The 13,019-nt window shown below is 59.6% G+C and carries 7 protein-coding genes; 6 read left to right on the top strand and 1 reads right to left on the bottom strand.

Annotated elements, in window-relative coordinates; translation table 11 throughout:
- Positions 1 to 95 precede the first annotated feature (95 nt).
- Positions 96 to 2,285, bottom strand: coding sequence for a TonB-dependent siderophore receptor (locus tag A6U86_RS14210; RefSeq protein ID WP_068392135.1), 2,190 nt, complete (start codon positions 2,283 to 2,285; stop codon positions 96 to 98).
- Positions 2,286 to 2,582: 297 nt separating this feature from the next.
- Between A6U86_RS14210 and A6U86_RS14205 the strand changes: the two genes are divergently transcribed.
- The 6 genes from A6U86_RS14205 (at position 2,583) to A6U86_RS14180 (ending at position 12,922) form a co-directional block, all read left to right on the top strand.
- The gene (locus tag A6U86_RS14205; protein ID WP_068392132.1) at positions 2,583 to 3,485 is read left to right on the top strand and encodes an alpha/beta hydrolase; all 903 of its coding nucleotides are present in this window, start codon (positions 2,583 to 2,585) and stop codon (positions 3,483 to 3,485) included.
- A 251-nt stretch (positions 3,486 to 3,736) separates the two neighbouring features.
- Entirely contained in the window at positions 3,737 to 4,729 is a 993-nt protein-coding gene (gene bcsN, locus A6U86_RS14200; RefSeq protein ID WP_068392129.1) for a cellulose biosynthesis protein BcsN, read from the top strand.
- Positions 4,730 to 4,786: 57 nt separating this feature from the next.
- Positions 4,787 to 6,976, top strand: a complete 2,190-nt coding sequence (bcsA, locus tag A6U86_RS14195) for a UDP-forming cellulose synthase catalytic subunit (protein ID WP_068393921.1) — start codon at positions 4,787 to 4,789, stop codon at positions 6,974 to 6,976.
- Positions 6,976 to 9,465: a cellulose biosynthesis cyclic di-GMP-binding regulatory protein BcsB gene (locus A6U86_RS14190; RefSeq protein ID WP_068392126.1), complete on the top strand. Its 2,490-nt coding sequence runs from the start codon at positions 6,976 to 6,978 to the stop codon at positions 9,463 to 9,465. The genes bcsA and A6U86_RS14190 overlap by 1 nt, the downstream gene beginning before the upstream one ends.
- A complete protein-coding gene (locus tag A6U86_RS14185) occupies positions 9,462 to 10,511 on the top strand; it encodes a glycosyl hydrolase family 8 (RefSeq protein WP_068392123.1) in 1,050 nt (349 codons plus the stop codon). The genes A6U86_RS14190 and A6U86_RS14185 overlap by 4 nt, the downstream gene beginning before the upstream one ends.
- The gene (locus tag A6U86_RS14180) at positions 10,508 to 12,922 is read left to right on the top strand and encodes a cellulose synthase (RefSeq protein WP_068393919.1); all 2,415 of its coding nucleotides are present in this window, start codon (positions 10,508 to 10,510) and stop codon (positions 12,920 to 12,922) included. The genes A6U86_RS14185 and A6U86_RS14180 overlap by 4 nt, the downstream gene beginning before the upstream one ends.
- The last annotated feature ends 97 nt before the right edge of the window (positions 12,923 to 13,019 follow it).

Here is a 13,019-nt window from a genome sequence, read left to right as displayed (position 1 = left end):
ACTAGCCTTCCTGATGGGAAGACCGCGTTCAGCCAACGAAACGCGGCCATCGGGATGAAAGCGGGCACCGCAAAAAATCGGCGCCCGCAGGAAGCTTACCAGCGATACTTCAACGACGCCGTGATGTTACGGCCCTGTCCGAGGTAGCAATAGCCGCTGTTGCACACCGTCAGGCGGCGATTGGCGATATTGCGGATATCGAAGGAGGCTGTGAGGCCTTTGTATTTCTGGTCGATCGCGCCAAAATCGTAGGAGAGCGCCGCATCTAGATAGATGCTGGCATCGTTCTTGGCGGTGTTGGCCGTGCTTGTGTAGTTCTCACCCGTGTAGCGAATGCCTGCACCGACCTTGAGACCATTGGCCACCGTATCTTCCTGGAAGCTGTAGTTCGACCATAGGCTGGCGATATTCTTCGGCGTCACCGCGGGCGCATTGCCGGAGTCATCACCACGCGTGATTTCAGAATGATTGTAGGAATAGGAAGCGATCACATCCCAAGCGTCGGTTACGTTTGCCTTTGCTTCCAGCTCGATACCCTTGTTGGTGACTTCACTGAGCGAGGCGTAGACGAGCGTTACAGGATCGACGAGGACAGGCTTGTTCTTTTCGACGAGATGATAGGCAACGGCCGACAGCAAAATGTCGGTACCCGGCGGCTGATACTTCACGCCCAGTTCGTATTGTTCGCCCTTCGTCGGATCAAGAATGCTGCCGGAGGCGGAGCGTTGCGTGACCGGATTGAAGGAGGTCGAATAGCTGGTGAAAGGCGCTATATCATTGTCAAAGAGATAGAGCGCACCGGCCTGGTAGGAAAATGCATTCTTGTTGAGGCTGTCATTCGTGGTCGTATTGGAGGAGACGATGGTCGTATCCGTCGATTGCTTGACCCAGGTCTGGCGCCCGCCAAGGGTGAAGCGCCATTTATCCAGCTCGATCTGATCGAGGGCATAGGCACCGAACTGCTGCAGGCTGGCATCGACACGGCTGAAATTATAAGACGGCGTAGGCCCCGATACCCCGTAGGTCGGATGATCGATGTCGAAATCATAGGCGGGGCTGGTCGTCGCATCCATCCCATAGGCGAAGTAATCGCTCATACGGGTATAATCGAGGCCAAACAACATGGTGTGAGCGGCCGGACCCGTGTCGAATTTGGATTCAAGCTGGTTGTCGACCTGAAAGACATTCATCCGGTCGCCAATCGCAGTCGCACCGCGTTGGGCGACGTCGCCGACCCAGCCGAGGGTGCTGAGATAGCGTGCCTTCAGATCCAGGTGCGAGAAACGAAGATTCTGGCGGAAGGTGAAACCTCCGTCGAACTCGTGCTCGAACTGATAGCCAACCTGCTGTTGCTTGGTCTTCTGATAGTCGTAGTCTGGGTCGCTGTCGCGAAAGTCGAGAACATTGCCATCAGGCCCGGTCATCGCGCCGACATTGGCATCGGTTTCCGTGGACTGGGCCGAGCCGTAAACGGTAAATTTCGTCGCGTCATCGGGCTTCCAGGTGAAGGACGGCTGTATGAAATAACGGTCGTCGGCGATATCGAAATTGGTATCGCCCTTTCGCGCGAGACCGACAATCCGGTACAGCATGCTGTCATCGTCCTGATTGACCCGGCCGCCGAAGTCGAACATCGTCTGAGCACGGTCGGATGTTCCGTAGAGAACCCCGACCTCCCGGATGGTCTCGTCCGTCGGCAGCTTCGAGATCTTGTTGACGATACCGCCCGGCGAACCCGCGCCATAGAGAACGGATACCGGCCCCTTGATCACCTCAACCCGGTCCAGCGAATAGGGATCGGTGCGGAACATCCCGTAATTCATATAGGGCTGCCGCAGTCCGTCGCGATAATCGCCGTCGGTCGTAATGTCATTGCCGCGGATAATGACCTGATCGAAGCGCGGATCGAAACCATAGGAGCCGGTCTGGACGCCGGCGGAGTAACGCACAGCCTCGATGACATCCTGCGCGCCGCGTTCTTCCAGCTCCTTCCTGGTGATCACCGAAACGGATCGCGGCGTCTCAACCAGAGGCGTATTGATCTTGGTGGCGCCACGGCTCTTCTTTGCCGCTACCGTTGTATTGTCGCTGGCATCGCTCGACTGACCGCTGACAATAATCGGCGCGAGCTGGGTTGCATTGCCGCTGTTCGCGCTGGTAGCGGAATCCTGCGCAAAGGCATTTCCGCTTAATGCAAACAGGGTGACGAGGGCCGTGGCACTACGCGAAAGACCGATTTTAGTGTCCGTCAAATAATTGATATAATTAAGTGATCCCTGCGTCATGGTCTCTTGTGCCCACCCGTTTCTGAAAAAGATGGCGCAAACTAGTTTGCAGTTGCGGCTCCCGTCAAGAATACATGATTATAATAGTCATCTTTTTCATAGGATTCGGACCGATCGTGATATTTTCGCCGGCGCAAGTCGCGTGTATCGGCGAAATAATGCAATCATTGATTATATCTGTGAGACACTTGAATAGCTTGCCAGATCCTGAACCACATAATATGACGAATCCTGTCATCTTTTAAGAAGCGGTCGCCGATCTGCCGATCAACCGCGTTTTCATCACTCGGGGAAATCATGTCCCAATTGCCATCAAACAGCACGGCGACGCCGCCGGTGCCGGTTACCCTTGCAGGCGCGACCTATGTCGACCTGAAATTCGACAACGCCGATCAGCCGCACAGGATACTTATCTACCGCCCCGACAAACAGCCGCCGCCGGAGGGGTGGCCTATCCTTTATCTGACCGACGGGAATGCCTGTTTTGCCACGGCGGTCGACGCCCTCAAGGTCCAATCCTCCTATCCGAATGGAACCAATGTTCAGGAAGGCGTCATCGTCGCCATCGGTTACCCAACGGACGGGCCTTACGATCCGCTTCGGCGCTCGTGGGACCTGAGCCCGCCTCCCGGGCAGGTCTATCCGCCGTTCTATCCCGATACACCCGATGTTCGGACCGGCGGCGGCGCTGGTTTTCTGAAACTGATCGAAGACGAGCTCAAGCCCTGGATAGAACAGCAACTGCCGATCGACCGATCGCGCCAGACGCTTTTCGGTCACTCATTCGGTGGTCTTTTCACGCTCTATGCGCTGTTTGCGAAACCCACCGCCTTCAACCGATGGATCTCCGCAAGTCCGTCGATCTATTGGGAAAACGGCAACATTCTCGCACAGGAAAAGGAATTTCTAGCCAGCCTCGACGCCCCTCTCGACATAGAATTTCACCTTTCCGCCGGGGAGTATGAAGGGGAGAAGCTCGCGCCATTCCACAAGGGCACGGCTGACGAGCAAAAAAGGCAGCAGGGCGCCAAGGAAACGCGCACCATCGAACTGGCGCAGGAGATGGCGCAGAGATGGGCAGCACTCGCCTTGTTCACGGGAATGGTCACATTCGAAGAATATGCCGGCGAGAACCACATGTCGCTCCTGCCAGTTGCCCTTAACAGAGCCGTGCAGATCGCGTTCCGCAGAGCGAAATAGCATTTGATTGCCAAAGACATTGAAGGGCGGCAATAGCCGCCCTTCGGTATTGCGGTTCAAGCAATTGCTCATGGTAATCCAAACCCGCAATACCCAATAGTCCTGCATGGGACATGCGACCCCGGCGTTAACACTCGGTTAACCATAATCCTGCTTATTCGTCTTATCAAATACAAGGGTTTGATTCCCAACCCTGCCGCGTAATTCAGCGGACGATATAACGCAGAACAACTTTGTCGCGATCCAGAAACATGCACCTTTTGAAGACGATAACCCTGATGACGTTGGCCGGCCTGACCGCCGGCTGCTCGACGACAGGGCATGTTCGGCAATCCATCGGGGTGGAGACGGTTACGAGCGACAAGGCCCTGGCTTTTCCGCCCCCCGGTGGTCCGGCGATCGTCAATGTCGTCGAGAACCGACATGGCAAGGACGTCGATCAGACGATATCGCTCGCGACATCCTCTTCGGTTCCCGGCCAGAATTTCCTCAAGGTACAGTTTCTCGGGATAACCGGATCAAATCCGGCGCTCGGCAGCAGGCCGTTCAATACCATCAACGATCGGACGATCGCTCGCGAAATGGCCGCGGCCGTTCCGGGAGTGCGCCTCGCCCGCTCGGCGATCTTCGTTCAGAACAGCTACGGCCCCTTTGGCTATGCATCCGGCCAAAGTCGGGCTGGAGATACCTGCCTTTATGCCTGGCAGCAGGTTCAAGCGGGCTTCGCGCCGCCGCAGGAGCAGCGCAATTTCGGCACAGTTCAGGTAAGGGTCCGGCTCTGCGATGCGCATGCAACGGAACGCCAGCTTCTGAGCACCGTCTATGGCTATACGATCGCCGGCCGCTTCGATGGTGCGGCATTGAACCCCTTTGGCGCACCGCGCGGCGCTGATGCCGTCCTCGGCAAGCCCGGCGAAATGGTCTATCCGGATGCAGCGCCATACCGCACGGCGCCGATCACCATCGGCTATCAGCCCCGGCCGGTGCCGGCCGTCATAGTCCGCCCCGCCCTGACACGACGGCCCGCCGTCGTTCAGCCTCAACCCGCGCCGGCTCTGCCGCCGATGATTGGGCCGCGCGTGCCGCTTCCCGATGGTCAAGGCGACCAAACACAAACAGCTCCCGCCAATGGCTCATCTTCCCTGACCGGACAGCAATTACCTGCGATCGCGGGACGTAATATTCTCGTGCCTTTACCGGACTGTAACGGACAAGCTGGCATATCTGAGACATGCCGCCGCTAGGCGGAGTAATCTCGGGGCGCCAGGATGGCGCTTGGCAATGCCTTTGAAGGAACACCGATGCAGACAGCACGCAGCATCTTGATATGGGCCGTAATAGCGCTCTGCGGGGTCGTGCTGATCACGCTGCCCGTCAACCTTCAAACCCAGTTGATCGCCAGTACCGTCGTCGTCACCATGATGGCGATCATCAAGATCCTCAAGCGCCAGGGCACCTGGCGGCTGGTCGCCCTTGCCTTCGGCACCGCCATCGTGCTGCGCTATGTGTATTGGCGCACCACCAGCACGCTGCCGCCCGTCAACCAGCTCGAAAACTTCATCCCGGGCCTGCTGCTCTATCTCGCCGAAATGTACAACGTCGCGATGCTGATGCTCAGCCTGTTCATCGTCGCGACCCCGTTGCCTCCACGCACGGCACGCCCATCCAAGACGCAGAACCTGCCCTCGGTGGACGTTTTCGTGCCGTCCTATAATGAAGACACCAATCTTCTGGCCAATACGCTCGCCTCCGCCAAGGCGATGGATTATCCGGCTGACAAGCTCAGGGTCTGGCTGCTCGACGATGGCGGTACGGAGCAGAAGCGGAATTCCACCAAGGTTCTGGAAGCCCAGGTGGCAATCGCTCGCCATGATGAGCTGAAGCAGCTCTGTGCGGATCTCGATGTCGAATATCTGACCCGCGCGCGCAACGAACACGCCAAGGCCGGCAACCTCAATAACGGGCTGGAACATTCCGACGGCGAGCTGATCGCCGTTTTCGATGCCGACCACGCGCCGGCACGCGATTTCCTGCGCGAGACGGTCGGCTATTTCGAAGACGATCCGAAGCTGTTTCTCGTCCAGACACCGCATTTCTTCATCAATCCGGATCCGCTGGAACGCAACCTGCGCACCTTCGACACCATGCCGAGCGAGAACGAAATGTTCTACGGCATCATTCAGCGCGGTCTCGACAAGTGGAATGCCGCCTTCTTCTGCGGCTCTGCCGCGGTCCTCAGCCGCAAGGCGCTGGAATCGCAAAGCGGCTTCAGCGGCATCAGCATCACCGAGGATTGCGAAACGGCGCTGGCCCTTCACGGCGCTGGCTGGAACAGCATCTATGTCGACAAGCCGTTGATTGCCGGCCTGCAGCCGGCGACCTTCGCCAGCTTCATCGGCCAGCGCAGCCGCTGGGCGCAGGGCATGATGCAGATCCTGCGCTTCCGCTTCCCGTTGTTGAAGCGCGGCCTGACCTTGCCGCAGCGCCTCTGCTACATGTCCTCGACACTCTTCTGGCTCTTCCCATTCCCGCGCGTCATCTTCCTGTTCGCACCGCTTTTCTATCTCTTCTTCGATCTTGAGATCTTCACCGCATCCGGCAGCGAATTCCTTGCCTATACGCTTGCCTATATGCTCGTGAACCTGATGATGCAGAACTATCTCTACGGCTCGTTCCGCTGGCCATGGATTTCCGAGCTCTACGAATATGTCCAGACGGTGCATCTGCTGCCCGCCGTCATCTCGGTCATGCTCAATCCCCGCAAGCCGACCTTCAAGGTCACGGCCAAGGACGAGTCGATATCCGTCAGCCGTCTTTCCGAAATCAGCCGTCCGTTCTTCGTTATCTTCGCCGTGCAGATCATCGCGCTTGCGGTAACAATATACCGCATATATGCGGAGCCCTATAAGGCGGACGTCACACTTGTCGTCGGCGGCTGGAATATTCTCAACCTCATCCTCTCCGGCTGCGCGCTGGGTGTGGTCTCCGAGCGCGGTGAGCGTGCCTCATCCCGGCGCGTTCGCGTCGATCGCCGCAGCGAGTTCGGTGCTGGCGACAGATGGAACTCCGCCTCGATCGAGGACGTCTCCGTTCATGGCGCCAGACTGAACGTCTTCAACAAGGATCTCGGACCGGTCAAGGTCGGCTCCGAAGGCACCATCCGCTTCCAGCCATATAATGGTGCCGAGATGGTGATGCTGTCGGTCATCATCCGCAATATCGAGCAGATGGGAGACATTACTGCTATCGGATGCCAATATGTGCCGAAGGGTGCCGCCGATCATCGCCTCATCGCCGACCTCGTCTTTGCCAATTCGGATCAATGGACGAAGTTCCAGCAAGCCCGGCGGCGCAACCCCGGCATCATCCGTGGAACGATCTGGTTCCTGGGCCTGTCGCTCTATCAGACCAGCCGCGGTCTGCTTTATCTCTTCAAGGGTGTTGGAGCCGAGCGCGCGACGCAACGGCAGGACGCGAAGGCGAAAAGCTGATGAACCGCATCCTCCCCATTCTCATCGTTCTCGTCGGCGCTGCGGCCGCCCAGGCGCAGTCGACACCCTTTGACATGTCGGGCGAGCGTCCAAAAGGCGAACCAGCCGTCACGCCGCGGATCGTCGCTCCGCAGACGCTAACGCCACAGGCAGAGCCGCCGAAGACAACCACTGCGCCGGTAACAGCGCCTCAGGCCGCCACTCAGCAGGTGAGCCCACCCCTGGTGTTGACGCCGCCGGCTGCTACGCCGCAGATTGCCGCTCCGCCGGTGGCGACACCCGGTGCCGCAGCCCAGGTGCCATCGCAGTCGGCACCGAAGGTGCAGCAGGCAGCCGCGCCGACGCCGGCCTTCCGCCGTTATGTCGTTCCCTACGCGAAGCTGCGTCTCGAGGGCGAGAATGATCGCAAATCCTGGTCGATCTACCTCACTCCAGAACAGGCGGCCGCACCCGCGAAGCTCAACTTTTCCTATCAGAATGCAGTCGTAGTCGCCCCTGAAGCGTCGCAGCTGACCATTCTTCTCAACGACCGGGTGGTGCACCAGCAGCAGATCGGCTCCTCGGACAATCCGTCCGACGTCAATTTCGACATACCACGCGGCCTGTTGCAGCCCGGCGCAAACCTGCTGACCTTCGAGGCGACGCAGCGGCATCGCACCGATTGCACCATCCCCTCGACCTACGAACTCTGGTCCGATATCGACCCGGCAAAGACCTATCTGACCTTCGCCGGACGCGAAGCCGAGAAACTCTCGACAACAGACGCGATACGCGCCATCGGCGTCGACGAAGCGGGCAAGACCCAGTTCAATGTGGTGGTGCCGGCGCTGGCGCAACCCAATACGACCAAACCCATATTGCGGCTCGCGCAGGGTCTGTCGCTGCTGGCAGGAATGCCAAACGAAATCTTCTCGTTCGGCACGGATGCATTGCCGCAGTCGGGTCCGGGCAAGATGACCGTTATCGTCGGCACGCCCTCTGAATTGCAGCCCCTGTTTGCCGTGCCTGCCGCGGCCCAGAATGGAGCGCTGGCAACCTTTGCGACCGATCCGCGCAGCGGACAGCAGCTTCTGCTCATCAGCGGCCCATCCTGGCAGGCAATCTCCTCTGCCATCGACATGGTGGTTGCCCCGACAGACCGCGACCCGAGCACTCGTCGCGACCTGCTGGTAACGCAGCGATGGACTGCACCGGACGCGCCCATCATCTATTCGGGAACGAGCCTGTCCTTCGAACAATTGGGCGTCAGAACGACGGAATTCTCCGGACGGCGGTTCCACACGAGCTTCAACGTGGCAATCCCATCCGATTTCTATGCCAATGCCTATGGCGAAGCCACCATCCTGCTCGACGCCGCCTATGCAAAGGACGTTCGGCCGGGCAGCCATATCGACATCTATGTCAACGGCAGCATCGCCACGACGAAGCCGATCACGGCGACCGGCGGCGGGATTTTCCGGCAACTGCCCATCCGCATCACGATGCGTCATTTCAAGCCGGGCCTGAACACGGTGACGCTTGAGACCCTGGTGATGGCGGACGAGGATTCGAGCTGTGCGCCAGCGGCCACATCGAGCACGACGCCGCGCTTTGCATTGTTCGACACCAGCCAGTTCCGCATGCCGGATTTTGCAAGGGTCGAACAACGTCCAAACCTCGCGGCGCTTGCCGGCACTGGCTATCCCTATAACCGCGATGGCGAATCCACCGCCTTGTTCCTCGATCGTGTCGACGCCGAGATGTTGTCAACGACGGCGACCATCCTCGGCCAGATGGCGCTCGTTGCCGGGCATCCGATCGCGGTGGAGCCGACAGCATCCCCGGGCGCAGTCGGCAGCCGCAACGCGATCTTCATCGGCTCCATCTCGCAATTGCCGTCAACGGTGCTCTCGCAGCTGAACATTGCCGCAACCAGCCAGGTGGCCTGGCGCCCGGCCGCTCCCGGACAGGGGACCGCCCAGGATTCCTCCGTCACCATTGCCGATTGGCGATCGCGCATCAGCGGTGGCGTGTTGCAGGGACAGCTCGATCGCTTCCAGCAATGGATGCATCGCAATTTCGATATCTCGCTGAGCTCGCTGCGCTTCATTCCGGGTTCCGAGCAGGTGTTCACGCCGTCGAATGCAAACACGTTCCTGATCGCGCAGGAGGCAAACCCCACGAACGACGCCACCTGGACCATGATTACGGCGCCAAGCGCCGGTGATTTGCGGGCAGGCGCGGAAGCGATGACGGCGCAGTTCAACTGGTCGCAGATCGACGGTCGCATCACCGCCTATTCCGGCAAGACGGGTAAGATCGACACTGCGCCGGTCAGCCGCTTCGACTTCGTGATGACACAACCCTGGTCGCTGACCAATTATCGCCTGATCGCCGCCAATTGGCTCTCCAGCAATATCCTTTCTTACGCATTCCTGCTGGTCATCGGTTCGCTGCTGCTTGGCATCGCCACGGCAAGCATCCTCTCCAGGATCGGCAGGCACGAATGAGACGCTGGCGCTCCATCCTTGCAATATGCGGCGTCGCCATTCTGGCGGTCGCCCAACCGGTCGCGGCTCAACGTGCCGCCATCGATGCGCAGGCATGGACCGCCTACAAGGCAAAGTTTCTCGATCTGAATGGCCGTATCATCGACGATGGCAATGGCGGGATCAGCCATAGCGAGGGACAAGGCTATGGCCTGCTGCTCGCCTATCTTGCCAACAGCCCGGCTGATTTCGAACAGATCTGGTATTTCACGCGTACCGAGCTTCTGTTGCGCGATGATGGTCTGGCCGTCTGGAAATGGGACCCTTCCGTCACGCCGCATGTGACGGACACCAACAATGCTTCGGATGGCGATTTGCTAATCGCCTATGCACTGGCGCTTGCGGGCTCCGCCTGGAATAAGAAGGACTACTTGCAGTCCGCCGCGACCATGGCGAAAGCGCTTCTCTCCCATGTGGTGATCAGTACCGGTGGCCGAACGTTGCTCATTCCCGGTGTCGAGGGGTATCGCGCTCCGGGACGGAAAGACGGACCGATCATCAATCCATCCTACTGGGTTTACGAGGCAATCCCCGTCATGGCTCTCCTGGCGCCATCGGATCGATGGCAGAAGCTGACGGATGATGGTCTAGCCCTGTTGCGCTCGATGCAGTTTGGCCCACGCAAGCTGCCTGCCGATTGGGTCAGCCTGCGGGCAAAGCCTGTGCCTGCCGAGGGCTTCGAGGCGGAGTTCGGCTACAACGCCATCAGAATCCCGCTTTACGTGGCGCGCGCCGGCATAAACGACAAGAACCTGCTGACGCGACTGCAGCAAGGCATGACCGTCGAAGGCGATGAACCGGGCACGATCGACCTGACGACGGGCAAGCCGAAAGAGCTGCTCGGCGACCCCGGTTATAGGATTGTTAACGATGTTGTGGCGTGTGTGGTGAGCGGAACAAAACTACCCGCTTCGGTTCGCCAATTCGCTCCGTCGCTCTATTATCCGTCTACCTTGCAACTGCTAAGTCTGGCTTTCGTCTCGGAGAAACACCCAGAGTGTTTATAAAATCCACCCTGATCATGGCTTTTATGGCCGTCGCCGTGGCGGGATTTACGCTCGCGACAAAGGATCACGATTCGCCGGAAGACAAGATCAAGCTGGCAAAATCACATCGTATCGATCCTTCCGTGACGCTCGTCGCAGATGCGAAATCTCCCGGCGCGCCGGAGCAGCCCATCGATCTGCAAGCGATCGCCGATCACATACAGGCGACCGCGCCGTCCCCGGTTATCTCCGAGCCATCGGGCGCCCCGCAGATCGAGACAGCAAAGCCTGACGCGATAGCACAGGCGGCACCGCAGCCTGCTCAGCAGCAGCCGTCACAGCCACAACCCGCGCCGACCCAGGCAAAGCCCGACAATACGCCCAAGGTCGATGAAAGCGCGTTGCGCTATTTCGCCAGCCGCGGCGACAAGGCGCGACTTCAGGCCGAAATCTCGCGACTGCAGACGCTTTATCCGAATTGGACGCCGCCAGCCGACCCATTGGCCATTCCACAGAACAGCGACAAGCAGCTGGAGGCCATGTGGCAGCTCTATTCGGAGGGCCGCTATGCGGAGGTGCGCAAGGCAATCGCCGACCGCCAGGCCGCAGAAACAACATGGCAGCCGCCCTCAGACCTGCTCGATCGCCTTGAGGTCGCTGAAGCGCGCACGCGGCTCGTCAATGCCTCCGATCTCAAGCAATATGCGACTGTCATCGATATCGGCTCCAAGAACCCGAGCCTGCTGACATGCAGCGACATCGATGTCCTCTGGCGCGTCGCCGAGGCTTTCATCAGCACGGACCGGGCAAAGCGTGGCCAGGATGCTTACAGCTACATTTTGAAGACCTGCACCAACCCGCAGGAACGGCTCGCGACTATCCAGAAGGCGTCCGCGCTGCTGCCCTATCAGCCGATGCAGGACTTGCTTGCGCTTGAGAAGCCGGACGGCAATGGCGGACGGGAGTTCGACAGCATAAGAACCGACCTGGCCCGGCGCTTCGTGGCTCAGGGCAATGACGACCCGAAACTCACGGTATCGCCGGACTATCTCTCTCAGGTCGAACGCATCGCGCGCAGCCAGGGCCTGGCATCCGACGACGCTCTCCTCGGCTGGTACTATCTGCGCCGCAGCAACTACACCGATGCCGAACAATGGTTCAAGGCGGCCCATGAGAAGGAAGATTCCGCGACCATCTCTCAAGGCCTGGCCTTGGTCCTGATCGCCGATCATAAGCCGCAGGAAGCCGAAGACGCCATGTACAAGTGGCGCAACGAATCCAAGGATGCGATGGCGACCTATCTCGCGGCAACTGCAAACCTGATGGCCCTCCAGCCGCCCGCCAACCTGACCGAAGAGGTCCTTGGTCGCGTTGCAGCCGAGACGGTGAAGCAGAAATATGTTCCGACCGCGCAGCAATTCGGTTGGTACGCCCGCACGCTGAACCAGCCCCAGGCCGCCGCACGCTGGTTCGAAACAGCACTGCGCTGGAAGCCCGATGACGAGCCTTCGGCCTACGGCCTCGCGATCACCCGCGATCAGCTGAACGACCGACAGGGCGTCGCCGAAGTCCAACGGCTCTGGGCCGGCCGCTCGCAACGCATCGCCGTTCTCGGCGAACCCGCACCGCAGACACCCGTTTACACGCCATTGCCGTCTCCGAACCAGGTTTCGCAGGCAGCACCTCAAATCACACCGCAGACCGTGCCTCAAGTCACCCCGCAGGGCACGCTGACAAGCGCGCCACTGACAGCGCCTCAAGCGCTGCCGCAGGCTCCCCTCGCCCAGCCCTATGGAAATGTACAGGCAAATGTTCAGCCGGTGACGCCCGTTCGTCGTGCGCCGTCCGTCGACTATGTCGAACCGGAAACACGCGTCAGAACAGTCGCGCGTACGGTTCGTCGCCAGGGAGGTTGCACCACCACGACGAATGCGGAGCTGTTGACACCGGCCAGCGCCTTGTCTCGCGGCTGGTGCCTCATGAACCTCAACCGCCCGATGGAAGCCGTCGAAGCCTTTGGCGTCGCGCTCGACAACAGCGATACGAAATCTCGCGAAGAGGCGGCCTACGGACAGAGCCTTGCCTATCTCCGAGCCGGCCTTGCCAACAATGCCGCTGTCGCCGCCACCAAGGCGCCGATGAACCATCAACGCGCCGCCGAATTGCAGGTGGCTATCCTGGCGGATCGCGCCCTCTCCGCTTTCACGGGCAAGCGCTATCACGAGGCGCTTCTCTATCTCGACCAACGATCGCAGCTCCAGCAGGAGCGCGTCGACCTGATGGTGTTGCGCGGTTACTGCTATCTCAATCTGAAAATGTATGACGACGCCCAGCGCATCTTCACCGCGGTCGCCGCGACCGGCAACCGCGACGGTAGCCGTGGCCTGAGGGATCTCAGGCTCGCCACCCATCCGGAACCGGGCGCCGGCTAAAACATTTCCGCTTTTCTCCGAATCGCGAAAACGCTCTATCTTTTTTTGTTTCTTGACGCATTCCGGACGGAAAACCGCTACGCACTTTTCCTGGAAG

The organism is Rhizobium sp. AC27/96 (assembly GCF_001692325.1).
Classification (GTDB): domain Bacteria; phylum Pseudomonadota; class Alphaproteobacteria; order Rhizobiales; family Rhizobiaceae; genus Rhizobium.
The sequence above is the reverse complement of the archived record's forward strand: the minus strand, read 5'-3'. Positions and strand labels throughout refer to the sequence as shown.

Bases quoted from the DNA above. Each gene is read 5' to 3' on its own strand.
- A6U86_RS14210 (WP_068392135.1), bottom strand. From the start codon at position 2,285: ATGACGCAGGGATCACTTAATTATATCAATTATTTGACGGACACTAAA.
- A6U86_RS14205 (WP_068392132.1), top strand. From the start codon at position 2,583: ATGTCCCAATTGCCATCAAACAGCACGGCGACGCCGCCGGTGCCGGTT.
- bcsN (WP_068392129.1), top strand. From the start codon at position 3,737: ATGCACCTTTTGAAGACGATAACCCTGATGACGTTGGCCGGCCTGACC.
- bcsA (WP_068393921.1), top strand. From the start codon at position 4,787: ATGCAGACAGCACGCAGCATCTTGATATGGGCCGTAATAGCGCTCTGC.
- A6U86_RS14190 (WP_068392126.1), top strand. From the start codon at position 6,976: ATGAACCGCATCCTCCCCATTCTCATCGTTCTCGTCGGCGCTGCGGCC.
- A6U86_RS14185 (WP_068392123.1), top strand. From the start codon at position 9,462: ATGAGACGCTGGCGCTCCATCCTTGCAATATGCGGCGTCGCCATTCTG.